This window comes from Hyphomicrobium sp. GJ21 (assembly GCF_001006785.1).
Lineage (GTDB): Bacteria > Pseudomonadota > Alphaproteobacteria > Rhizobiales > Hyphomicrobiaceae > Hyphomicrobium_B.
In genome coordinates, this window is sequence record NZ_CDHO01000003.1 from 473,005 (window position 1) to 496,726 (window position 23,722).

The following is a 23,722-nucleotide window of genomic DNA, read 5'->3' on the forward strand; positions in this document are numbered from 1 at the left end:
GCCCCTCGGAGAGCTGACGTGACAACGAAAATCCTGGTTGTTGACGACGAACCCGAAATTCGGCGTCTGCTGAGGACGTGCTTCGAGCGCGAAGGGTATGCCGTGGCCGAAGCAGCCGATGCCGCAGCGACGCGCGCCGCGCTGAATGAGGGTATCGTCAGCCTCGTCACGCTGGATTTGGCCCTTGGGCAGGAAGATGGACTCTCCCTCGCCCGCGAAATCCGGGCCAAGCACGATGTCCCGATCGTGATGGTCTCCGGCAAAGGCGACACCGTCGACCGCATTGTCGGCCTCGAGATCGGAGCCGACGATTACATCTCGAAGCCGTTCAACCTCCGCGAGGTTCTCGCCCGCGTGCGCTCCGTCCTGCGACGGCACGACGGCGGCAACCGCGCCGCCGCGACGACATCCTCCCCGGCGCACGAGATCTACGAATTCGGCGGTTGGTCGTTGGACGCCACCAGCCGCGAACTCAAAGACGAAAAAGGCGTGTCACGCGAATTGACGACCGCCGAATTCAACCTCCTTGAGATGTTCGCGCGCCGCCCGCATCGCGCTCTGACGCGCGACGAGATCATGGACATCTTGAAGGGGCACGACTATTCGCCGCTCGATCGTTCGATCGATGCATTGGTCAGCAGAGTGCGCCGCAAGATCGACAACGGGTCAAACGCGTCGCCGAAGATCAAATCCATCCGCGGCATCGGATATATGTTCACCTGCGATGTCAGGCGACGAAAAGCCTAGTCTGCGCCCCGTCTCAATGAACTCTGCCGCGAATAGTCAACGGCTGCACGCTCAAGCCTTGCGCTTCTCCAGCGTTTTCCGGACGATTTCAGCAAGGTCTCTTTGCCCATAAGGCTTGCGCAGGATCGGCCATTCATCGGCGATCGTGGCGATATCGCCGGCGTCTCCCGCAAAACCCGTCGTCAAGATCACTGGCAGAGCCGGATCGAACGCGCCGATCCAGTTTCTGAGATCGACCCCCGTCATCCCGCCCGGCATGATGATGTCGCTGAATACGAGGTCGGCCTTCAATCCGCCCATGAGCGCTTCGCGCGCCGCCGTCCCCGTGGGAAACTCCACCACTTCGTAGCCGAGACGTTCGAGACGCTGAACTGTCAACGCACGTACGTCGCCGTTGTCTTCAACGACCAAGATGCGCTCGCCACGACCTCGTTCCTCCTTTGCCGCGTCCGCCACGGAAACGACGGCGCCCGGATAATCGAGGCATCGCGGGAAATAGAGGTTCACGGTCGTGCCCGCTCCGGGCTCGCTGTAGATCGTGATGCTACCACCGGATTGTTTGATGAAACCGTAGATGGTGCTGAGCCCCAATCCCGTTCCGCGTCCCGGTGGCTTCGTCGTGAAGAAAGGCTCAAAAACACGCCCGAGCACGTCCTTCGTCATTCCGGCGCCATTGTCCGATACCGAGACGCGCACATAGTCGCCCGCCGCCAGCGAACCCTCGAAGCCGACCTCGTCGCCTTCCAGCGTCGCATTGCTGGTGCGGATGGCGAGTTTGCCGCCATTGGGCATCGCATCGCGCGCGTTGATCGCGAGGTTGATAACCGCGGATTCGACCTCACCCGTATCCGCGCGCGTCAACCACAAATCACGCGCGAAGCTCGTCTGCAGATCGATGGTCGCGCCAAGCGTGCGATGCAGAAGTTCGGTCATGCTCCGAACCTGCTCGTTGAGATTGATCACCTCCGGCGCCAGTTGCCGGCGGCGCGCAAACGTCAGCAGTCTCCGGGTCAGACGCGCTCCCGAGTCGGCAGCCCGCATCGCCCGCGAGAGAAGCTCACGATCATCAAGATTTTCGATCGTTCCTTCCAGCAATTCGAGATTGCCGGAAATGATCGTCAGCAGATTGTTGAAGTCATGCGCGATGCCGCCCGTCAACTGCCCCACGGCTTCGAGCTTCTGCAGCCTGAGCGAGCTCTCCCGCCGCTTCATCTCATCGGTCATATCCCGGAACAGGCTGACCACCGCCATCTGCGTCCCGTCAGCGCCCGCAATGACGGCGATATGCCCCTGCGCCGGAAACGTGCGCCCGTCCTTGCGGCGGAGTACCGTTGAAATCTCAACGCTTCCGCCGTCGGCCGCATGTTTCGATGCAATCTCTTTTTCAAGTTGCACCTTATCCGGCGGCGCATCGAAAAGCGTCGTCCAGTCGAGCCCGATCGCTTCGCTCGCGCTATAGCCGAACATGCGCGTTGCGGCGGGATTGATGAGAACGATCTGTCCCTCGGGCGCCGAGATCACCAGCGTCTCTGGCACGTAGTCAAACACGGCCTGAAACAGCAGCGACTGGCGGTCGATCTCCGCCTGCAATCGGGCATGCGCGCTCAAATCCGTGATAATGCCGGAGAAGAAGCGCTCGCCCTGCATCTCGAATTCACCAACCGCAAGGTGGATCGGAAATATCGATCCGTCCTTGCGTTGGCCCGCAACCTCGCGGCCGATGCCGATGATCCTTTTCTCGCCAGTCTGGACATACCGCTCCATGTAGTGGTCGTGCTGCGTGCGGTACGGCTCCGGCATCAACATGCTGACGTTGCGATCGAGCATCTCTTCCGCCGTATAGCCGAACATGCGCTCGGCGGCCGGATTGACCGTCCGCACCCGCCCGCGATCATCGATCGCCAGGATCGCCACGACGGCGGATTTGAGAAGCGCCTGCAGCATCGGCCGGCTTTTTCCTTCATTTCACGTATTGGATAGGCATCTGACGTAACGGCTCAGCTTAGCAGAACCATTGCCGAATTGCTTCATGCATGGTCCAGTAACACCCCATTTCTACTGATTTCGATCAAGGCGTCACCCGGCATGCGCGGCAAAGATTTGGAGGACGAAAATACACTATGAGCGCGCAGCCTCGGCATGACACACACGCGGACATGGATCTTGGTGACGGATGGCGGCAAGGCCCGCATCCTGGAGACGACCGCAAACCGCCAGAGTGTGCATGTCATTTCCGGATCGAACTCACGACGCGAGGAAGCGCCAGACCGTAAACTCGGCAGGACGCCTTCGGAGCGTCTCTACGGCTCCGCCGGACTTGCCCGCCTCGGTGTCGCTTCGCGCAGAGTTTCCAACACGGCCCTCGAAGCTTTGTTCGCGAGCCAGCTCGCCACGATGCTCGCGGAACACTCCGCCAAGGAAGCATTCGACCGGTTGGTGATCATCGCCCCCGGCACCATGCTGGGCAATCTCCGCAAGATGATCAAGCCGGAAGTCCGAAGCAAAGTCGTCGCCGAGATCGACGAAGATCCGGCCGAAATTCCAAACAACGAAATCGCTTCCCGCATCGAGACCGTGCTTGGCGCCTCTCGCTAGAGCCGCTCGCGACAGTGCATCTCCTGAAAACTTCAATCCCGCGCCATTGCGGACCGAACCTGCCTGTCCCGCAAACACCCGATTCCGATAACGCATCGGAACCTGCGTCAAACGTAGTCGCGACATGATGCGCTGAGCGATTTCGACGCGCAGCTTGTCTCTTTTATCCAAAGACAAGGCTCCCTCTCAGAGGCCGTGCTTGACACAGCCTGAGGCCCGAGAACGAACGATCCGTCAACAGATCAATCGGCCTGTCAGGGCTACGTGACGAGCGCGCTGTGATCGACCGGCCGCAGCGCTCTCGGCAAATTTAGGCGCGAGAGCCACAAGGAGGAGATTGCATGATATTCCACCGCTTCGGGGCGGTTGTCGGCCTAATAATGGCCGCACTACTTTCGGTACCGGCTGCACATGCAGACCAGCAACAGCATATGGCGCAAAAGGCCGCCCCGGCCGCCGACGCGCCAGCCAAGAAAGAAAAGCCGAAATCCCACGAGGAAGAAAAAACAGATCCGACGCCCGGCGCCCACGCGCCTGTCGTATTCACCCTCCGCACAGGCATCGCTGAAGGACGCATGGTCTACATCGGCGTCGGCGGCGACATCGACCACAAGATCAATCCCACGCTCGTCGTCCACGAAGGCGAAACCGTTCAGATCAACCTTGTGAACGGCGAAGGTGCGCAGCACGATGTCGTCGTTGATCAGTATGCGGCGCGATCGGCGATCGTTAACGGCAAGAACGCCAGCTCGACCTTCTCGTTCGTCGCCAGCAAAGTCGGTGAATTCAATTATTATTGCTCGATCGCAGGCCATCGCCAAGCCGGCATGGAGGGCAATATTCAGGTCCTGCCGGGCAATCGCGCCGAGATGAAATCATCCGGAGCCGACATCACGCGCGACCCCGCCGATCTGCCAGGCCCGATCGGTCCGCGTCAGGCAAAGACCGTCCGCATCGATCTCGAAACGGTCGAGGTCAAGGGACAGCTCGACGACAACACGACCTACACGTACTGGACGTTCAACGGCAAAGTCCCGGGTCCCTTCCTTCGCGTTCGCGTCGGTGACACGGTCGAGCTGCATCTCAAAAATCACAAAGACAGCTTGATGGTTCACTCCGTGGACTTCCACGGTGCAACCGGACCCGGCGGCGCAGCCGCATTCACGCAGACCGATCCCGGCGACGAGACCGTCGTGACGTTCAAGGCGCTGATCCCCGGCATCTATGTCTATCACTGCGCAACGCCGAGCGTGCCGACGCACATCACCAACGGCATGTACGGACTTCTGCTCGTTGAGCCGGAAGGTGGCCTGCCGCAGGTCGACCGCGAATTCTACGTCATGCAAGGCGAGGTCTACACGGTCAAATCGTTCGGCACTGCCGGCGAGCAGGAAATGGACTACGAAAAGCTGATCAACGAAAAGCCGGAATACTTCCTCTTCAACGGCTCGGTCGGTTCGCTTACGCGTAGCCATCCGCTTTATGCCAGCGTCGGCGAAACCGTGCGCATCTACTTCGGCGTCGGCGGACCGAACTTCACATCGTCGTTCCACGTCATCGGTGAAATCTTCGACCACGTCTATTCCCTCGGAAGCGTTGTTTCGCCCCCGCTGATCGGCGTGCAGACGGTTTCGGTTCCTCCGGGTGGCGCCACGATCGTCGACTTCAAGCTCGATCGCGCCGGGCGCTACATCCTGGTCGATCATGCCCTCTCTCGCCTGGAGCATGGCCTTGTCGGCTTCCTGAATGTCGACGGTCCGAAGAACGACTCGATCATGCATGAGGGACCTGCGAAGCAGTAGCGTCGCGTAGAGTCCAAAGCGTAACGGAGGCCTCAGCGTTGACCTGAGGCCTCCGTATTTATTTGCGGGAACCGGACGGCCGAAGCAGCAGCTTCCGGAACGCGAAAAGAAAGAGCGCGAAAGCTGCGATCCAACTGCATCCGGAAATAGGCAGCCACGCGTGTCTTGAATCTGCCGTCGCCTCCGCAACGATGCGCGCCGGAGCCGCGAGAGCCGCGCAGGCGAGAGACAGCAACAGAGACGCTGAGACCGCGAACGGCGTACGCGCGTGACGCCGGATCATGCTGGCCATGACGGCGATGCCCATCAACCCGATCACTCCGATACCCCAGGCATGAAGCGCTGCGGCTTGGCTCACGGCCGACGGCCAAAAGACGGCCGCGGCGTGAAGCGCGAAGCCGATGGGTATCCAGCTATAGCCAACGTGCAAAGCAAGTATCGGCGCCGAACGTGCAGCCCGCCATCCCTGCCAGCGAACCAAGCGTCCCGCTTGAGCGAAGCAAGCGAGCCACGAAGCCAGCGCGCTGACCTCGGCCTCAGGCGCAACCGCCCAGACCAGAAGCGCACCTATGACCGCAACGGCGGCAGTCGGCTCCAACCAATTGCCGCGAACCTTTATCGCCGCTTGTCCTCTCGCCTCTAACCAAGCTGCGGTAAGCGCCGGCACGATGCGTCCGCCCAACACAACGACGAGAGCGAGCACACTCGCCAGCCCGAGACGCAGCGCCGTCACACTCTCCGGATACAGCGATTGAAATCCTGTCACCGCGGCGAACGCAGCAAGAAGCAGCACGACCTTGATCTCGCGCCATGCACGACCCGCGATGACTTGCCGGGCAGCGATGAGGCTCAAAGCGACTATGAACAAGAAAGAGATAGCCGGAACCAGCGCGCTTCCATGAATGCTTTCCGCCGACACGACGTGCGCGACGCGCCCCGCAAGCCAAAGACCTGCGAGCGCTAACACCAACCTCGAGCTCGCCGGTGCACATCGCGTCCAGCGCGGCAATGCCGTGAGCACAAAGCCGGCGAGAACCGCCGGCATCATTCCAAGAAGAAGTTCGTCCCGATGCCAGACCGCCAGCGGCACGCCGGCAACGTCGCTTGCCGCGTAGCCGAGAAGCCTCGGGAGCCACGGCGCAATCGCCGCAATCGCATCGAGGGCAGCGAAGACAAAGAAAATGCGGAACGGCGGCACGGCGTACGCCTCGGCACACAAGAAGCGCACCGGGCGCACGCGATACATCATGCCTTATGCGAAGACGCTAAGCCGCGGCCTTGGAGCGTTCCTCTTCGCGCACACGCCCGAACGCTTGCGCCAAGCGCTGGATCATGTCCTGGCGATCGGCCAGCGGCACGCCAAGCCGTGCCAGTGTCCCGATTTCTCCCTTCAGATCGTGGAGGAAAACGTCCCGCACGATGATCTGAGCGCGCTCTTGATCGGTCATAGGTTCCTCGTGTGTGGAGACTGCCAGGCGACTTCACGCACACTCGCGACGCGCGGCAAAATCGCCGCGATCGGCCCGCATCAAAGACCGGGTGATCGCACGCCTGCAAATCTACCCCGTTTCCAATCGATTCTGATTATCCGATATCAACTGCGCCGGAACGCATCAGCGCATGCAAACAGGTTGACGCAGCACCGAACTCCGGATTTACGTCGGCGGCTGCGAGGGACCGGCACTGCGCACTGCGCGATCTGACGCCGGTTGAGGAACTCATTTCAGAGACGGGCAAGCATGACAGCGTCGTTGACGGCCAGAATCCCGACTTTCGATCTCATCCCACCGCAGGGCCTTTGGACGATGATCGACCGGATGGCGGCAGCAGGCGCCATCCTCATGCTCAGCACGATCATGCTTTCATCATCGTTCACGGGCGACCGCGACAACGACTCCGCTGGGAACGCTGCCGTACCGGCCACTGCCTCATCGTGGTTCAACTCCAGGGAAACCGTCGCAAGCGGATATCTCAGCGCGCCGTACTACCATCAGAGCGACGTGCATATTCAAAGGCCGGACGGAACGGATCTCACGCTCAAGAACATGAGCTGGGACGGCGACACCTTTTACTTCCCCATCGATGGCGGAGCCCGCGTCATCCGCTGGGCCGGTTCGTTTGGAACCATGATCGATTTCATGCACAGCAAAGCCATCGCCCGCCTCGGCAAAGGTGCGCATGGACGCAAGATCAAGAATGGCGTTGTCCAGGACGTGGAGACCACCGGTACACTCAAAGGCGCGCCCGCTCCTTCGCCGTTGCATTTGACGGATCTGTTCGATCGTCTGGAATTCACGCACGGCCACAACGTTCTCTATGCCTCGGGTCTCGTGCGCCTCGCGCCGATCACAGCCAAGCTGCGCCCCTACTTCGGTATTGGACTTGGCGCCGCCGTGCCGCACGTCGAGGCATGGTTTGCCGGTGAGCCCCCCACGAAACGAACAAATGAGTATCAGTATGCAGGCCCAGCAATTCAATTTCTCGCCGGGCTCGAATTACGCATCGGGCGCGGCTCCTATTACGTCGAATATAAATTCGTCTGGTCGGCGCTCGAAGCCGCGCTGACCGGCGGCAAATCATGGTCGCTGAAAGATTTGAAATCCGATTGGCTGCCGCGCTGGTTCGTCGAACCGTTCTCTGGCTTGACCGAAATGCCCGGCGATCTTTGGCGGCAATTCACACGCTGGCGCACCGGCACGACGCCGCCCGAAGGTACGCTGCAAACGAGTCTGACATCGCACCAGATCGTCATCGGCGGCGGTTATGTCTGGCCAAGCGCAAGCCCGGTATCCACAGGCCCCACTCCACATTAGAGTCATTCTGAGATAGCATCAGAAGCCATTGATTTTCCGACAAACGGAAGTTAGCATTTTCGGCGCGGCCGGCTTGTGAGCATCACGCGCGGCTGCATCGAACCGTCACGCGTGCAGCTTGACCTTCAACAAGGCCAGAGCACACGCCGACGCATAGAAGTCGAGTAATACGCTGCCGGAATACGGGACCGGCAATGACGACAAAGGTTTCGTCGCGGAGACGAACACAGGGGCAGACGTGACGCGCGCAGGGGGGAAAAGGCGCTCGACGTTCTCAGCAGCGATCGCGCTGCTGGGCGTGCTTTTCTATATCGCGCTCATCCCCAATCACTTTGTCTCCGAATTGCGGCAAACCCTCCGCGCTATCGATATCGGAAATCTCGCCGATCTCATTTGCCATACCGGCAAATCACACCATTCCGCCTCCACGCATTCCGCGCCGGAACAGGGCTCAAGCGGGCAGGACTCGACCGATTGTCCGTTCTGTAAAGGCTTGGCTGCGTTTCATCTCGCGATCACCGCGACGCCTCCGATCGTCCGCCCGACCAAGGATATCGGCCAGACCATCCGCGCCGCAACGATCGCGCTTCTCGCCATCGATTTCACGATCGATACGCGCAACCGTGATCCCCCTTCGCTGAACGCGCTCTGATCGCAGCGTCTCGCGATCACCTTCCACCATAAACCAGTGAAATCTGAATACCGGCGATTGGCTGCGCTTACGCATGCCTCGTCGACGGGGGAATCGTACCATGTCCATCAATTTGAAAGCCCGGTTGCTGTGTGCAACCGCTGTGATGGCGATCACGCCACATGCCTTGAGTTCACGCTCGCTCGCTCAGGAAGCCGGAGTCAGTACCGAGTTGCCGGACGTCGTTGTTCAGCAGCAGGCGCATCAGCATCACCAGCACAACACCAAGGCGAAGAAACCCAAAGCCAAATCGGTCGCGAGCCAGAGCCCAGCACCAACGCCGTCAGTGTCAAACGAACCGCAGCACGCTTCGCACGAGCAATCGCACGCAGCATCGGAATTTGACACAGGCACCGGCACACGCGGCCTCGCAGTGCCGCTCAGCAGCACGCGCATTTCCGGCAAGGCCATTCAGTCTCAGCTTCCCGGGACGAGCGACACCGCCCAGCTTCTGACGAAAGCTCCAGGCGTCAGCATCTTCCAGTCTGGCGGCATTTCGGGCCTACCCTCGATCAACGGACTGAACGACGACCGCGTCAAGATTTTGATCAACGGCATGGCCGTGACATCGGCCTGCACCAACCACATGAACCCGCCGCTATCATACATCGACCCGTCGCAGGTCGCGGTTGCCGACGTCATCGCAGGCGTGACTCCCGTCAGCAAAGGCGGCGACAGCCTCGGCGGAACGATCGTCGTCGAATCCCTGCCTCCGCGCTTTGCCGACGTTGGCGACGGCGTGCGAACATCGGGAAGCCTGTCGACATTCTACCGGAGCAACGGCGATAGCGTCAGCACCGCCGCGCACGCCGAAGCCGCGACGCAGAACGTCAGCTTGGGGTATTCCGGCGCCTGGAACAAAGCCAACGACTATTGGCGCGGAGACGACGGTCCGATCGTTCGCTCGACACTCTATGAAGCGCAGAATCACGCTGTGACGCTGGGCATCAAGAACGGCGCCGATGTCTTCACGATGCAGGGGATCTACGCCCACATCCCCTACCAGGGCTATGTCAACCAACGCATGGACATGGTCGACAACACCGCCTGGCTCTTCAACGCGCGGTATCTGACGCATTTCGATTGGGGAATGCTCGACGTCCGAGCCTTCTATCAAAAGACCGACCACCGCATGGACATGCTCGCCGACAAAAGCGGCAAGATGCCGATGAACTCCGAAGGCACGGATGCCGGCTATTCAATAAAGGCGGAAATTCCGCTGACGACGGCAGACGTTCTCCGCGTCGGCAACGAGTTCCATCGTGTGACGCTCGACGACTGGTGGCCGCCGGTCGCCGGCATGGAGCCGATGATGGGGCCGAACGACTTCATCAACATCAATAACGGCACGCGCCAGCGCCTCGGAACGTTCGTCGAGTGGGAGCATCGCTGGGATAGCGCATGGAGCACGCTGCTCGGCGTCCGTAACGACATGGTGTGGATGGATACCGGCGATGTCGCAGGCTACAGCATGATGTACGCCGCCGATGCCGCCGCCTTCAACGCACGCAATCACCAGAAGACGGACGCGAATTTCGACGTGACCGCGCTCGCGCGTTACCAGCCGACAGCGATCGAAACCTACGAATTCGGCTACGCCCGCAAGACGCGCTCGCCGAATTTCTATGAGCGCTATGCCTGGAGCACCGGCGACATGGCGGCCGACATGATCGGCTGGTATGGCGACGCCAACGGCTACGTCGGCAACCTCGACCTGAAACCCGAAGTCGCCAACACCTTCAGCGTGACCGCAGGTTGGCACGATCATCAGCACCACGCGTGGGATATCAAGATCACGCCCTACTACACCTATGCGCAGGACTACATCGACGCCGATTACGTCAAGACCCAGGGCGGAATGGGCATGGGTGGCGGAATGGGTGGTGGCGGCATGGGCGGCATGATGCCGTCCTCCGAGTTCGTGACACTGCGCTTTGCAAACCACGACGCACAGTTGTACGGCGTCAACGTCTCCGGCAGCGTCGATCTCTGGAACAGCGAGAGGTTCGGCTTGTTCGGGCTCTCTGGGCTGATCGGCTACGTCAACGGCGAGAACCTCGACACCGGCAACACGCTCTATCACATGATGCCGATCAACGCGCAGATGACGCTCAATCATCAGCTCGGCAATTGGACGAATGCCGTCCAGGTGACGATGGTGAACGCCAAGACCGACGTCAACGAGCTGCGCAACGAACCGACGACGCCCGGATACGCGCTCGTCGATTTGCGATCGAGCTACCAGTGGGAAAACGTGCGGCTCGATCTCGGCATCAACAATCTGTTCGACAAGCTTTACTACGCGCCGCTCGGCGGCGTCGACTGGGCCGACTACAGTGCCGGAGGACGCGTGGGTTTGATCTCGCCGGTTCCCGGTCAAGGCCGGTCATTCAATGCCGGCGTCACTGTTACGTTCTGATTGCATCCGGAGGCTGGCGTCACATCGGCGCCGGCCTCGCGTCACCGGATCGTTCGGTCACCGCGCCAGCTTGTAGGCCGCGTGACAGCCGCTGCAGTTGTTGAGAATATCGGCGAGATCCGTCAGCACCTCGGTGCGCGATGTTCCGCGCCCCGCCTTCCCCGCAAGCTTGTCGAACTTGTCATGCGTATCGAGGCTCATCATCGTGAACCCGACCGGCGCTTTGAGACCGGTCATCGGATTAATGCCGCTCAGCATCTTGTTGCCCGAACGCGCCGCAATCTTCGGCACACGCGCCGTTTTGTTCTCTGCGAGAGCCGAGACGATACTCTGGATCGTCTCCAGATACGTCCGCATGCCGGCGAGCAGTTCCTGCGCCTCTTCGCGGTTGAGCATCACCGCCTCGCGTTGGTCCCCCTTGCCGGTGGCGCGATCTTTCGCGACGACTGAACCCGCGACCATCATCGCGACGAGCGGCAACATGGCAGCGGCAGACCACGAGAAGCGCATAGTCCCTCAAGTATTGCGAACCGACTCGAATGTAGTCCGAAGCTAGCGTCGCCGAAAACCGCCACGTTGATAAATGTCACGCAGATGTGGCTGCACCGCTAGGCGACACAATGGGCTCGAGCCGTTCGCACTATGTCGTGAGCTGGCGATAAATCGCAGGCAGCGCCGCAGGCAAACGCGCGATGTCGCGAACGATCGCAAAGGCGCCGCGCCCGAAGATATGCGGAAAATAATCTCGCGCATTCTCGTCGATGGTCACGCCAAACACACGCAACCCGGCTTTGCGCGCCTCGCGGATCGCCATCCGCGTATCCTCGATGCCGAACCGGCCTTCGTAGTGATCGACATCGTTCGGCTTGCCGTCGGTCAGAAGAAGCAGCAGACGATGCCGCTGCGGACGCTTGACGAGTTCGCTCGTGACATGACGGACGGCAGCGCCGATGCGCGTGTACTGCCCGGGCTTCAGCGCTGAAATCCTGCGCACGATGCGTTGATCGAGCGCCTCATCGTAGTCTTTGAGCGTCGTCACCGTCACGTTGGTGCGACGGCGCGACGTAAAGGTGTAGATCGCATGCTCATCGCCGCACGCAGTCAGACCATGCGTCAGCGCGAGAAGCGCGCCCTTCTCGACATCGAGGACGCGCCGCTCCTGCATCCACGCGTCGGTCGACAAAGATACGTCCATCAGCACCGCGACCGACAGATCGCGCGCCGCTGGCCGCACATCGGTAAAGATACGTTCGCTGCCGGACTCTCCGGCTTTTCGATCCGCGATGGAGCGGATCAGCATCGACAGGTCCAGTTCCTCGCCGTCCGGCTCGGCATGCAAGGTCTGGCGTCGCGGCCGCAAGGCTTCAAACTGGCGGCGAACATGGCGAATATTCCGCTGAGTCACCACATCCGCCGACCAGTCCTCCCCCTCTTCCGACGCCTGCCCGGCAATCACCCGGCAGTAGTCGGGACGGTAAGCCTGCCGCTTCCAATCCCATTCCGGATAGGTATGGTCGGCGACGAGCGCGGTCGTATCCATCTCGCGCGGCGCAAGATCGAGATCGATCTTCAGCCGCGACGACGGACGTTTCTTGTTCGAACCGATCGTTAGTTCTGGCGTATCTTCCAGCGCCTGCCGCGCACCCTCGTCATCGTCGTCATCAACGTCACGACTGACGTTGATCATCTCGGCGATGCTGAAGATCGTCTCGAAGCGATGCAGCATCAGCGGATCGTTGCGGTCGCTGCGGTCCGTCGATTTGCGCACGCCGGTCCGGCGTTTTGCATCGACGGCAATCGAATCGCCGCCTGGCTCGTCCGCATCCGGACCACTCGCGCCAGCCGCGTCCGCCTTGACGTCGCCCCACAGCGGCACTGGGAGAAACGTGCGATAGCCCCGCGTCGAGCGGAGAGTCGGATTGATCTCGCCATTTCCCGCAATCGCATCGAAAATCGCGTCGGACGCGGGAATTGTTTCACTGAGCACATGCACGATCGCAGCTTCGATCTGCCCTTCGATGCCCGGCAGATTGCGCCGAGGCCGCTCGTTCAACGTCATGCGGCGAAGGCGATCGTAGACCGGCCGCAGGCCCGGCCAGGCGGCAAGCGTCCTGCGCGTCGTCTGTACGGCAGCGCGCAGGCAGTAGAGATCATTTCGCAACGGATCATCGTCCTGTTGCGGCGGAGCGGCGTGCGCGAACCAGATGGCCAGCCACTCGTAAAGCGCTTCGTTGTCTTTCGATTGAGCAAACAGATCGACGCTTCCCGGCAAGCGCAGCGCGCTCGCGTCGAGCGTCGGACGCTCGATCATCTCGGTGCCGAGACCCAGCGCCTGTTTGAGATTGAGCCGGTGACCCGAGGCCGTCGCGGCGCTGCCGACGATGCGGATCGCACCGTCCCCTCCGCCGGCCCGGAACAGCAATCCAAGCCGGACACGGATCGGATCCAGCGTCACCGCAGCGTCTGCGTGCCCGCGATAGGAACGCGACGATCCGACGAGACGGTGCCAGTATTGCCCGAAGGCTTCTTCCGGCTCGAACAGCGGCATGGCGAACTACCCGAGCGCGATCTGCACGACGCGCTTCAGCCCATCGACGATTTCGGGATCGTCCGACAGCGGCTCGATCAGCGCCACGCGCAAAGCGGTGTCATAGTCGACGCCAGCGCGGATCAGCGTCGCACAATAGACGACGAGCCGCGTCGATGCGCCTTCCTCGATGTCCTGTCCCTTCAAACCGCGCAATGCCTGCGCGACACGAACGAGCGGCAAGCAACGCTCGTGCGGCAGGCCACTCTCATGCGCAACGATGTCGGCTTCGGTATTGAGCGTCGGGAAGCCGAACTCCATCGCGAGAAAACGCTGCCGCGTGCTCGGCTTCAGCGTCTTGAGCACGTTCTGATAGCCTGGATTATAGGACGCCACCAGCATGAACTCCGGCGGCGCCTGCAGCAGTTCGCCCGTGCGCTCGAGCGGTAGTGTACGACGGTCGTCGGTTACCGGATGCAGGACGACCGTCACGTCCTTGCGCGCTTCCACAACCTCATCGAGATAGCAGATTGCGCCCTCGCGGACGGCCCGCGTCAGCGGCCCGTCTACCCATACCGTGTCGCCGCCTTTCAGCAGATAGCGGCCAGTCAGATCCGCAGCAGTCAGGTCATCATGGCATGCCACCGTATAGAGCGGACGGCCGAGCCGCGCCGCCATATACGCAACGAAACGTGTCTTGCCGCAGCCCGTCGGTCCCTTGAGCAGAACCGGCAGGCGATTGCGATAGGCGTGCTCGAAAATCTCACATTCCGAACCGACCGGCGCATAGAACGGCAAGTCTTTCTGTTTCGCTGACGTACTGACACTTTTCAACATGCCATGATCCCTCGTGTTACGAACCTGAGCTAGTTTGCCGGCTGCAGCGGCATGTCGATACGAGCCGGCTTCTCTTCCCGTACCGGTCCGAAGATCGAATAGAGGAACAGCACGCAGGCAATCGCAACAAAGGCACCGGCGCCGAGACGCATCCAGTAGAACAGCGCTAGCTGATCCTGGACTTCCATGTAGCTCATGCCCAGCACGCGCTGCAGATGGACCTGCACGACGCCCGCGAACGTCAGCGTGAAGGTCATGAACGCCATGGCCGACGTCATGATCCAGAAGCTCCACATGTTGAGCACCTGGTTATATGGCGCACGCTTGCGGAGATACGGCATCGCATAAGTGATCATGGCGAGGTTCAGCATCACGTAGGCACCGAAGAACGCGAGATGCCCGTGCGCCGCCGTAACCTGCGTTCCGTGGCTGTAGTAGTTGACGAACGACAGTGTGTGCATGAAGCCCCACACACCGGCACCGAAGAACGCGCCGACCGTGCAGCCGAGCGACCACAGCATAGCCGCTTTGTTCGGATGATCGCGGCGGCCTTTCCAAACCATCGTGAAGGCGAAGATCACCATCGCGAAGAACGGCGCGACTTCGAAGGTCGAGAAGATGCTGCCGATCCACTGCCAGTATCCCGGCGCACCGATCCAGTAGTAGTGATGGCCGGTGCCGAGCACGCCCGAGAACAGCGCCAGACCGACGATGGCGTAGAGCCACTTCTCGATCACCTCGCGGTCGACGCCAGTCATCTTGATCATCAGGAACGCGAGGACGGACGCCATCACGAGTTCCCACACGCCCTCGACCCACAGATGGACGATGTACCACCAGTAGACTTTATCGAGCGCGATGTTGCCGGGGTTGTAGAACGCGAACAGCCAGAATACCGCGATGCCCCACATGCCGAGCAACAGCACGTTGCCGATTGCCGTCTTCCGGCCTTTCAGGATCGTCATCGAAATATTGTAGAGATAGATCAGCGCCACCACGACGATAGCGGCCTTGATCCACAGCGGCTGCTCGAGGAATTCGCGGCCTTCATGAATGCCGAAGACATAGCCGACGACTGCCGCCAGTGCCCCGAACATCAACAGACCGAGCTGCACGTAGGCCAGCATCGGACTTTCGATGTCGCGCTCCGCTTCTTCCGGAACGAGATAATAGCCGCATCCGAAAAATCCCATCAGCAGCCACACGATCAACGCGTTGGTGTGGATCATGCGCAGGACGTTGAAGGGAATGACGTCGGATAGGAAATTCGGAAAGACGTATACGGTGCCGGCCAGGACGCCGACGACGATCTGGACGCCGAACAAAACCATGGCGCAGATGAAGTAGGCCAAAGCGACCCGTTGCGTAGGATATTTCATTGTTCGCGTCTCCTCAGCCTGAAGCCTTTGGCGGCCAACCTTGTGTTTTCACGCGGCTGGTGAATTCCAGAAAATCGATCAGATCGTTGGTTTCTTGATCGGTCAGCTTGAAGTCGGGCATCTGCCGGCGGCCTTCGACGCCGCTGGGCTGGGAGTGCATCCAGGCAAAGAGCCCTTCGCGAGCCGCCTTCGGATCCTCGAGACCGTTGTATCGCACCCAGACATTTCCTAGTTCGGGTGCGAAGTACGCGCCCTCACCAAGCAAGGTGTGACAATTGATGCAGGAGTTCTTTTCCCAAACGTGCTTGCCGCGCCGGACGCTATCGGAAAGCTCAGCGCTCGCAGTGCTCGTCGTTCGGATGTAGTAGTCCGTCTGCGCCGTCAAACCGACGAAAATAATGAAGAAAAAAATTGACCCCCCGTAGAAAATATTGCGGGCAGCCGCCTTAGTGAATCTCTCACTCATTGCCCTTCGTCTCCTCCAGCCTTGTCCCGATCCCGCTCCCGGCACACACGCATGCCGTGATCATCGGCGGGCTTATTATCAAAGGCGAAGCGGTCCCCTCTTTGCGCTCGGACAACAAAGAGGTATTTTAAATTCATATTATAGGTCGCAGGTAGCCGCACGGGATTGGATGACATTGGCGCAGACGTATCGAGAGCCGGAGGAGCAAACGTCGGAAGCGCAAACCGCGGATTGGGGCCCCCTTAATGGCCTGCCCGGAAATCCCATGATGTGGATCCTGATCCTGGGCGAACTGGCTGTATTTGGCGCGCTTTTGCTGGGCTTCTCCGTAGCGCGCACGCTTAATCCCGCAACGTTCGCCGACGCGCAAAATCACCTGCATCGCGTGCTCGGTGGTTTGAATACGCTCGTACTCGTCACCAGCGGATTTCTGGTGGCGGCGGCGATCTGGCGCAGACACGAGGGACGCGATGCCCGCCTGCTCCTGCTCTCAGGAATGGCGCTAGGGCTCATATTCCTCGCCGTCAAAGGCGTCGAGTACGGTGACCTCATCGCTGCCGGGATAGGCATCGAGACGAACACCTTCTTTCAGTTGTATTTCCTGATCACGGGATTTCACGCGGCCCACATCATCCTCGGGCTGATAATTTTCGCGATCGTCTATTTCGCCGACAGCATCGAGAACCTCGAGACCGGAGCCGCGTTCTGGCATATGCTCGATATGGTCTGGGTGCTGATCTACCCCATCATCTATCTGGTGCGCTGAACATGGCGACGTTGGTGAAGGTTTGGGTCGTCCTGGTGGTGCTGACGCTGATCTCGATGTGGGCCGGTGCGGTCCAGGACGGCGCAATCCCGATCCTTGCGCAGGTCGCGGTCGTGGTGACGGTTGCCGGCGTCAAAGCCTGGACGATCCTGCAGCACTTTCTCGGGCTTCGAAGCGCGCCCGGTGGCTGGCGTGCGCTATTCGCCATCTATCTCATCGCGCTTTCAGGTGCGATCTTCGCGATCTACACCGCCGGAACTGTTCTGGCCTCTCGCGCCCATGTCATTTCGGGATCATTGCAATGAACGAGCAGCAGGTGGGGCTTGTCACCCTCACGCCCGTCCTTCTGATTTTCATCTTCTTCATGTACCGTCAGGGCGCCATCCCGAAGACGGGCGCGGTCGTCGCGGCCCTGTTGTCAATCGCGATTGCAACCGCCATGTTCGTTGGGCAAATCTAGCCGCAGGCTGATGGACGTTGATCCGGCGCCGTCACGAATCTCATGGAGCGAACTCATGGACAGCATTTTCTCGTTTTCAGGCGCGCTCGTGCTCCTTCTGATGGCGGGCGGCACCATCATTTCCCTTATTACCGCCGTCGTCTTGATCGCATTGGTCGGACTGAATGAACGGCTGAAATCCATAGGCCGCTGATCGGCAATCGCGAATTGCGCTGGACGCCAGAATGTGATTGCGAGCGCGCGCCTAGTTAACAACTGGCGCAACGGCCATTCGGACGCACCTGACGCCCAAAATCAGTTGGCCTAGCGCAAAGAGTCTGCCCCAGATCGGAGTAGCATTCTTCCCGTTTTCGCAGAAATCGGGAGAAGGGCTTTGCAATCGACACTCCTTCGTGCTTACGGCGAAGCCCGGCTGCCGCGCTACACGAGCTATCCGACCGCTCCGCTTTTCTCTCCCGTCGTTGACGACACAGTCTATGCAGGCTGGCTTTCGGCGCTTGCACCCCGCGACCCGGTCTCGCTCTACCTTCACATCCCTTATTGCCGATCGATGTGCTGGTACTGCGGTTGCAACACCACGATCAGCGGCCGCGACGAGCCGGTCGCCAACTACCTCGACATCTTGCACCGCGAGATCGAGCTGGTCGCATCTCAAATCGGACGCCGCCAGCGCGTGAAATACGTACATTTCGGCGGTGGCACGCCGACGATCATGAAACCCGCACAGTTCATCGGGCTCGTGCATTTGCTGCGCGACGCATTCGACATTGTGGACGATGCCGAGCTGGCGATCGAAATCGATCCGCGAACCATCACCCGCGAGATGCTGGCGGCGATGCGCGGCAGCGGGATCAATCGCGCCAGCCTCGGCGTACAGACATTCGACCCGAAGGTTCAGCAAAGCATCAATCGCATCCAGAGCGTGGAATGCACGTCGCAAACCGTGGCGGCGCTACGGCGCGTCGGCATCAACCGGATCAACTTCGATCTGATCTACGGCTTGCCGAACCAGACCGTTCAATCCTGCATCGAGACGGTCAAAACGGCCCTCACAATGAAGCCGGACCGCCTCGCGGTCTTCGGCTATGCGCACGTGCCGGACGTCAAGAAACATCAGCGTCTGATCGACGCGAAGACACTGCCCGACAGTGCCGAGCGGGTCGAGCAGACGATCGCCATCGCTGACGCGCTGGTCAACGCCGGATATAAGCAGATCGGCCTCGACTGTTTCGCGCTTCCCGACGACGAGCTCGGCTTGGCTCAGGCATCGCACCGTTTGCGCCGCAATTTTCAGGGCTACACGTCGGATGATTGCGAAGCCCTGATCGGCTTCGGCGCATCCGCGATCGGCAAGACCAAGCACGGCTATGTTCAAAACGAAACCGCGATCGGCAACTACTCCACGCGCGTTCGCGACGGCCGGCTCGCCACTGCGAAAGGCTATAGCCTGACGTCCGAAGACCGAGGCCGTGCCGCAATCATCGAACGCTTGATGTGCGACTTCGAGGCCGACCTTCCAGGCATCTGCTCACGATACGGCCTCGACCACGCGGCGCTGACGGGCGGAAACGAAAGGCTTTCGCGCGCCATCGACGAGGGCTTGGCGCAAATGGACGGCAACATCCTCCGAATCGAAAACGATCATCGTTACCTCGTCCGTGTTGTTGCGGCAGCGTTCGACTCCTACCTTGACCGCTCTGCCCAAAGGCACAGCAAGGCAGTCTGACGCAGCATCCGGGCATACTTCTCTTGTCCTGGGTCAAGCAACGCGACAACTAAGTTTACTAGATAAGTAATGAATATCGCGGCCAGCCAGACCCCCATGGGCCAATGAGTGGCGCCTTATTCGCCAAGACCGCACACGAGATTGGAGCCAACATGGCACGACGTTCGATCCTCCCCCTGGCAATGACAATGCTGGGGCTGAGCGCGCCCTCGGCATTTGCCGCCGAATATCCGATTGGCAGCCCGCACAAGACCAACGGCATCGAAGTCGCTGCCGTCTATCTTCAGCCGATCGAGATGGAGCCCGCGCATATCATGCGGGCCGCAGCCGAATCCGACATCCACCTCGAAGCCGATATCCACGCCTTGGCGGACAACAAAAACGGCTTCGCCGAAGGTGACTGGATTCCCAACCTCAAGATCGAATACACGCTCGTCAAGGTCGATGGCGGCGAACGCGCGTCGGGCGTGTTCATGCCGATGGTGGCGAGCGACGGACCGCACTACGGCGACAACGTCAAGCTGATGGGCGCGGGAAAATACAAACTGACCTTCACGATCAAATCGCTCGGCGCTGAAACCACCGATCATTTTGGACGCCACGTCGATAAGGAAACCGGCGTTGGCCCGTGGGCCGCACCGTTCAGCGTCGACTACGAGTTCACTTACGCCGGTACCGGCAAGAAGGGCGCGTACTGATCGCCGATCGACCGGTTGCGTTTCGTTCGCCTAGTCCAGCGCATTGATTGCGCTGACTAGGTGGATGTCAGGAAAGAAGGCCTAAGCACCATGTCATTTCCAGTCCGGCTGATGTCGCTCGCTTTTCTGGCGCTCTTTTCCGGAGCCGCGGCGTTGGCCGAGGAAGACCCGGTCTTCACCATCAAATTCGCGGACGGAAAAATCGATCCGCCCGTTGTCGAGGTCCCGGCTAACCGCCGCTTCAAGCTAATTCTGCAGAACGAAGGAACGACGCCGGTCGAGTTCGAGAGCAACGAGTTGCGCCGGGAAAAAGTTCTGGGTGCCGGCACGTCGTCGTTCATCGTCATTAAACGCCTCGATCCGGGCGAGTATCAGTTCTTCGACGATTTTCACCTCGACACGCCCCCCGCCAAGCTGATCGCGCGAGAACCCGCCAGCCCGTGACGCGACACTATCGATCGTTGCCCAGCCGCTGGCTTGCACCGATCGCACGACGACATCCGGCGCGCACGCGCGCAGGGGAGACGACCCGATGACGATCTGCACGCTGCCAGAAAGAGACCACGCACCCGTTCTTGCCGCCGCGCAGCCGGACGTCTGGGCGCGCCTCGGTGACTGGCTCCAGCGTCATCAACGAACCATCCACAAAACACAATGGACCGTCGTCGCGATCTATGTCGTTCTGCTCATCGTTCCCGTACTGCTGCCCCTGCCCGATAACGCAGCCTACATTTGGACCAACGTAACGCGCTTCGCACAATTCGCGTTCTGGGGCATCTGGTGGCCGTTCGTGATTTTAGGAACGGCATTGGTCGGACGCATGTGGTGCGGGTTGCTCTGCCCCGAAGGCGCGATCACCGAATATGCGAGCAGCGTCGGCAGGGCGAGAGCGACGCCGCGCTGGATCACATGGGCGGGCTGGCCGACCGTCGCTTTTGCCTGCACTACGGTCTACGGCCAAATGGTCAGCGTCTATCAATACCCGCTGCCGACGCTTCTCATTCTCGGCGGATCGACCGTAGCGGCAGCCGCCGTCGGCTATCTCTACGGCCGCAACAAGCGAGTCTGGTGCCGCTATTTGTGCCCCGTCAGCGGCGTATTCGCACTTCTGGCGAAGCTCGCGCCTTTGCATTTTCATGTCGATCCGGAACAGTGGCGAGGGTCTCAGTCGGCAGGCTGCCGGCCCGGTCCGGTAAACTGCGCGCCCCTCGTGCCGCTAAAGAACATGCGTGGCGCATCCGCATGCCATATGTGCGGCCGCTGCAGCGGCTTTCGCGGCGCAATCCGCCTCGCGCGCCGCTCGCCCAATAATGAAATCGTCCACGTGGCGGGCGAAACACCCAAGCCTTGGGAAACGATCCTCATCGTCTTCGGCCTCATGGGTCTCGTCGTCGGCGCGTTCCAGTGGTCATCGAGCCCGTTTCTGATCACGGTCAAACAATGGGCCGCACAGAACTTGATTTCCGCCAATGTGACCTGGCCGCTTGAGGCCACGGCACCGTGGTGGATTTTGACCAACTATCCATTGAAAAACGACGTGCTAACATTGCTCGATGGAGCGTTGTTGATTGCCTACATCTTCGCAGCCGCGCTCGCATGCGGCGGAGCGATCACGCTGATGCTGGCACTGGCGACGCGGAGCTTGGGCTCATGGAATACGGCCAGATTTCATCACCTGGCACAGGCCTTGATCCCACTCGCAGGCGCCGGAGTCTTTCTCGGATTGTCGGCGCTGACCGTAACGCAGCTCCGGTCCGACGGCATAATGTTGCCCTACGTCAGCGAAGCCCGCGCAAGCATACTGGTCCTCGCGACGCTGTGGTCCGCGACTTTGTGCTGGAAAATCACCGAACTCTATTCCGACCGCACGACACTCAGAATTCCGGCGCTGGTCGCATTCTGTGGCGCGATGCTTCCCGCCAACGCCGCATGGTTCGTTCTGTTCTGGATTTGGTGAATAAAGCAAGCGATTACAATTTGCCTTTGGCACGGCCTATCGCTGATCGCGCTTGCGCTGAAACAATCCGGGTTCCTTGCTTTATGTTATCCCGAAACCCATTCAGCCCGGCTTAAATGCGCTGACGTCCGTGACGTCGACATTGGGAATGGCAAATTGACCAGGACCGTCAAATCTCCCCGCCGCTCCGATCTTTCCCTGCGGCTGCATCGTGTTTTGTCGTCGGCAGAATTGGATTGCGAATGCCGCACAAAACTGGATCAGGCGCTCGACCGCTTCTCGGTTCTGGAAGCCCGGCGACAGTTGCGCAGCGCATTAAAGGAAGCGCGGCATCGTCGAGATCTGATCGCGGATCAGATTTCATATCTTGCCGATATCGACGAGATTACCGAGAACGAGACCGACATCTCGGTCTTTAAGGAACTTGCGCTGCTGTTCGATGAAATCGCCGATCAGGCGGACAAAGCCGCCGACGCGCTTCGCGAACTGGAAACACTCTCCGCGCAACCGTTGAAACGCAACTCAGACTGACGCCCACAAGTAATCGTCAAACGCAATCGCGCCTCAAGCAGCGGGCGCTTCCGTATACGGCTTCGCAACCGTCGTCCGGTACCAATCCAGAACCGCGTTAGTCTCGGCGGGAAGCCACGTCGCCATTCCCTCGTGGAACATATCCCACGCCGGTATGTATTCGTCGCGCACGGCGATCAGCACCGGAATGCCTGACAGAATTGCATTCTCGATGATCGGTCTGAGGCCGGTTCCCTCCGACTCCGACCGGCCGAACCGGTTGAGAATGAGAAGGTCCGCGCCGCCTTCGACGATCGTTTCCAGCCGTCGCGTCGCCTCCGCGAGCGCTCCGGGATCGAGGCGGCAGCCGCGAGCATTGGGCCCGAGATCCTGAGAAATCTGCATCAACGAGCCATCCGCGACGTCGCGCAATTGCGTGGTCGACTTCGCCCCGTCGACGCCTGCAACTTCTTCCTGCACGATGCCGCGCACGTTCACCCCCCATGAGCGGAGAACAGCGGCAGCCTCGGCAAGCGTCGCATCGACGGGTGTTTTGCCCGTCGCACGGATGGCCGCGAGTACGGGGATGTCAATCGCCATGCGCCTGGCCTTTCCAGTTTCGTCATTAGGAGTTTGCTGCATGACTGCGCCCCATCGCGACATGGTTGCGCAAAGCGGCCACGTCCGCGACCGTCACGTTTTCCTGATGCACAGAAATACCGAACGGCCGCAACTTTGCCAATGCCCGCGATAGGCTCTCCGGCGTCATGCCGAGGCGTTTGGCAATCAGCGCTTTCTCGTACGGCAGAACGATCACCGCCGATCCCTGTGTTTGACCGCTGAGCTCGACGAGAAAATCCGCAACCCGCTGCGAGGCATCGAGCACTTTGATCTGTTCGATATGCCCAACAAGAAACTTCAAATGCTGCGACAGTGACGCGAGGATCGCCAACGCCAGATCCGGCTCGACGCGAATCCGCCGCCGGAAGCTGTCGCCGTCAACCTTCAGCAGACGCGACGTCGTCACGACCTCGGCCGCGACGGGATACTGGCGATCCATGAAAATCGCAGCCTCTCCGAACGACTCTCCGCGTCTCAGAACACCGACGATGGCTTCCGTTCCATTCGGCGTGATCCGAAACAGCTTCACCCAACCGTCAAGAATGACGAAGAACGCGTCCGATGGTGAATCTTGCTGAAAGAGCAGCGCGCCCTTCTCATACGTCCGCACGCCTTGCCCGGCAACAATGCTCTCCGTCACATCTTGCGATAGAGAACTGAATAACGGTGTCGCGCGGATGGTCCGCCAATCGTTGTGTTCCATGTATT

25 protein-coding genes are annotated in these 23,722 nt (G+C 60.4%); 15 read left to right on the plus strand and 10 right to left on the minus strand.

Features of this window, described 5'->3' with window-relative positions; translation table 11 throughout:
* Positions 1-18: 18 nt before the first annotated feature.
* Positions 19-747: a response regulator gene (locus HYPGJ_RS10610; protein WP_046847150.1), complete on the plus strand. Its 729-nt coding sequence runs from the start codon at positions 19-21 to the stop codon at positions 745-747.
* A gap of 51 nt (positions 748-798) precedes the next feature.
* On the opposite strand, the gene HYPGJ_RS10615 is transcribed toward HYPGJ_RS10610, so the two are convergent.
* Positions 799-2,691 (minus strand): PAS domain-containing hybrid sensor histidine kinase/response regulator, encoded by a 1,893-nt coding sequence (locus HYPGJ_RS10615; RefSeq protein WP_046847151.1) that lies wholly within the window; start codon positions 2,689-2,691, stop codon positions 799-801.
* Between the two features lie 195 nt (positions 2,692-2,886).
* On the opposite strand from HYPGJ_RS10615, the gene HYPGJ_RS18435 reads away from it, so the two are divergent.
* Together HYPGJ_RS18435 and nirK are read left to right on the plus strand one after the other, a co-directional pair.
* On the plus strand, positions 2,887-3,342 hold the full coding sequence (locus tag HYPGJ_RS18435; RefSeq protein WP_083984099.1) for a host attachment family protein: 456 nt from the start codon (positions 2,887-2,889) through the stop codon (positions 3,340-3,342).
* Between the two features lie 380 nt (positions 3,343-3,722).
* On the plus strand, positions 3,723-5,144 hold the full coding sequence (gene nirK / locus HYPGJ_RS10625; protein ID WP_244466092.1) for a copper-containing nitrite reductase: 1,422 nt from the start codon (positions 3,723-3,725) through the stop codon (positions 5,142-5,144).
* Between the two features lie 58 nt (positions 5,145-5,202).
* Here nirK and HYPGJ_RS10630 read toward each other — a convergent pair whose 3' ends face one another.
* Both HYPGJ_RS10630 and HYPGJ_RS10635 read right to left on the minus strand, forming a co-directional pair.
* Positions 5,203-6,390 (minus strand): NnrS family protein, encoded by a 1,188-nt coding sequence (locus HYPGJ_RS10630; protein WP_046848325.1) that lies wholly within the window; start codon positions 6,388-6,390, stop codon positions 5,203-5,205.
* Between the two features lie 19 nt (positions 6,391-6,409).
* Positions 6,410-6,592, minus strand: a complete 183-nt coding sequence (locus HYPGJ_RS10635; protein ID WP_013214627.1) for a hypothetical protein — start codon at positions 6,590-6,592, stop codon at positions 6,410-6,412.
* Positions 6,593-6,883: 291 nt separating this feature from the next.
* On the opposite strand from HYPGJ_RS10635, the gene HYPGJ_RS10640 reads away from it, so the two are divergent.
* The 3 genes from HYPGJ_RS10640 (at position 6,884) to HYPGJ_RS10650 (ending at position 11,067) form a co-directional block, all read left to right on the plus strand.
* Complete coding sequence (locus HYPGJ_RS10640) at positions 6,884-7,957, plus strand: hypothetical protein (protein ID WP_046847153.1); 1,074 nt, start codon at positions 6,884-6,886, stop codon at positions 7,955-7,957.
* Between the two features lie 238 nt (positions 7,958-8,195).
* The gene (locus tag HYPGJ_RS10645) at positions 8,196-8,609 is read left to right on the plus strand and encodes a DUF2946 domain-containing protein (RefSeq protein ID WP_046847154.1); all 414 of its coding nucleotides are present in this window, start codon (positions 8,196-8,198) and stop codon (positions 8,607-8,609) included.
* Between the two features lie 100 nt (positions 8,610-8,709).
* On the plus strand, positions 8,710-11,067 hold the full coding sequence (locus HYPGJ_RS10650; protein ID WP_046847155.1) for a TonB-dependent receptor: 2,358 nt from the start codon (positions 8,710-8,712) through the stop codon (positions 11,065-11,067).
* 57 nt (positions 11,068-11,124) lie between these two features.
* Here the strand turns inward: HYPGJ_RS10650 and HYPGJ_RS10655 are convergent, their stop codons facing one another.
* The 5 genes from HYPGJ_RS10655 to HYPGJ_RS10675 all read right to left on the minus strand — a co-directional run bounded on the left by HYPGJ_RS10655 (position 11,125) and on the right by HYPGJ_RS10675 (position 16,276).
* A complete protein-coding gene (locus HYPGJ_RS10655) occupies positions 11,125-11,577 on the minus strand; it encodes a hypothetical protein (RefSeq protein ID WP_046847156.1) in 453 nt (150 codons plus the stop codon).
* 130 nt (positions 11,578-11,707) lie between these two features.
* The gene (locus HYPGJ_RS10660) at positions 11,708-13,615 is read right to left on the minus strand and encodes a VWA domain-containing protein (RefSeq protein WP_046847157.1); all 1,908 of its coding nucleotides are present in this window, start codon (positions 13,613-13,615) and stop codon (positions 11,708-11,710) included.
* A 6-nt stretch (positions 13,616-13,621) separates the two neighbouring features.
* A complete protein-coding gene (locus HYPGJ_RS10665; protein ID WP_013214621.1) occupies positions 13,622-14,431 on the minus strand; it encodes a CbbQ/NirQ/NorQ/GpvN family protein in 810 nt (269 codons plus the stop codon).
* Between the two features lie 29 nt (positions 14,432-14,460).
* Positions 14,461-15,810, minus strand: a complete 1,350-nt coding sequence (locus HYPGJ_RS10670) for a cbb3-type cytochrome c oxidase subunit I (protein ID WP_046847158.1) — start codon at positions 15,808-15,810, stop codon at positions 14,461-14,463.
* A 13-nt stretch (positions 15,811-15,823) separates the two neighbouring features.
* Positions 15,824-16,276: a cytochrome c gene (locus tag HYPGJ_RS10675; RefSeq protein ID WP_046847159.1), complete on the minus strand. Its 453-nt coding sequence runs from the start codon at positions 16,274-16,276 to the stop codon at positions 15,824-15,826.
* A gap of 169 nt (positions 16,277-16,445) precedes the next feature.
* Here HYPGJ_RS10675 and HYPGJ_RS10680 point away from each other — a divergent pair, with 169 nt between their 5' ends.
* From HYPGJ_RS10680 to HYPGJ_RS10715, 9 genes are all read left to right on the plus strand, one after another.
* Positions 16,446-17,042 (plus strand): cytochrome c oxidase subunit 3, encoded by a 597-nt coding sequence (locus HYPGJ_RS10680; RefSeq protein WP_046847160.1) that lies wholly within the window; start codon positions 16,446-16,448, stop codon positions 17,040-17,042.
* 2 nt (positions 17,043-17,044) lie between these two features.
* The gene (locus HYPGJ_RS10685) at positions 17,045-17,347 is read left to right on the plus strand and encodes a cytochrome C oxidase subunit IV family protein (protein ID WP_046847161.1); all 303 of its coding nucleotides are present in this window, start codon (positions 17,045-17,047) and stop codon (positions 17,345-17,347) included.
* Positions 17,344-17,502 (plus strand): hypothetical protein, encoded by a 159-nt coding sequence (locus tag HYPGJ_RS19330; RefSeq protein ID WP_200185724.1) that lies wholly within the window; start codon positions 17,344-17,346, stop codon positions 17,500-17,502. Before HYPGJ_RS10685 ends, HYPGJ_RS19330 begins: the two co-directional genes overlap by 4 nt.
* A 55-nt stretch (positions 17,503-17,557) precedes the next feature.
* Complete coding sequence (locus tag HYPGJ_RS19210) at positions 17,558-17,695, plus strand: hypothetical protein (protein WP_159108294.1); 138 nt, start codon at positions 17,558-17,560, stop codon at positions 17,693-17,695.
* A gap of 180 nt (positions 17,696-17,875) precedes the next feature.
* The gene (hemN, locus tag HYPGJ_RS10695) at positions 17,876-19,228 is read left to right on the plus strand and encodes an oxygen-independent coproporphyrinogen III oxidase (protein WP_046847163.1); all 1,353 of its coding nucleotides are present in this window, start codon (positions 17,876-17,878) and stop codon (positions 19,226-19,228) included.
* Between the two features lie 152 nt (positions 19,229-19,380).
* Positions 19,381-19,926 (plus strand): iron transporter, encoded by a 546-nt coding sequence (locus HYPGJ_RS10700; RefSeq protein ID WP_046848326.1) that lies wholly within the window; start codon positions 19,381-19,383, stop codon positions 19,924-19,926.
* Positions 19,927-20,016: 90 nt separating this feature from the next.
* Positions 20,017-20,370 carry a cupredoxin domain-containing protein gene (locus HYPGJ_RS10705; protein WP_046848327.1) on the plus strand — a complete coding sequence of 118 codons (354 nt, stop codon included), beginning with the start codon at positions 20,017-20,019 and terminating at the stop codon, positions 20,368-20,370.
* Positions 20,371-20,458: 88 nt separating this feature from the next.
* A complete protein-coding gene (locus HYPGJ_RS10710; protein WP_101536130.1) occupies positions 20,459-21,883 on the plus strand; it encodes a 4Fe-4S binding protein in 1,425 nt (474 codons plus the stop codon).
* Between the two features lie 156 nt (positions 21,884-22,039).
* Complete coding sequence (locus tag HYPGJ_RS10715; protein ID WP_013214610.1) at positions 22,040-22,414, plus strand: hypothetical protein; 375 nt, start codon at positions 22,040-22,042, stop codon at positions 22,412-22,414.
* Positions 22,415-22,447: 33 nt separating this feature from the next.
* On the opposite strand, the gene HYPGJ_RS10720 is transcribed toward HYPGJ_RS10715, so the two are convergent.
* A complete protein-coding gene (locus HYPGJ_RS10720) occupies positions 22,448-22,993 on the minus strand; it encodes a DUF2478 domain-containing protein (RefSeq protein ID WP_052750879.1) in 546 nt (181 codons plus the stop codon).
* Between the two features lie 25 nt (positions 22,994-23,018).
* Entirely contained in the window at positions 23,019-23,717 is a 699-nt protein-coding gene (locus HYPGJ_RS10725; RefSeq protein WP_046847165.1) for a cyclic nucleotide-binding domain-containing protein, read from the minus strand.
* Positions 23,718-23,722: the final 5 nt, after the last annotated feature.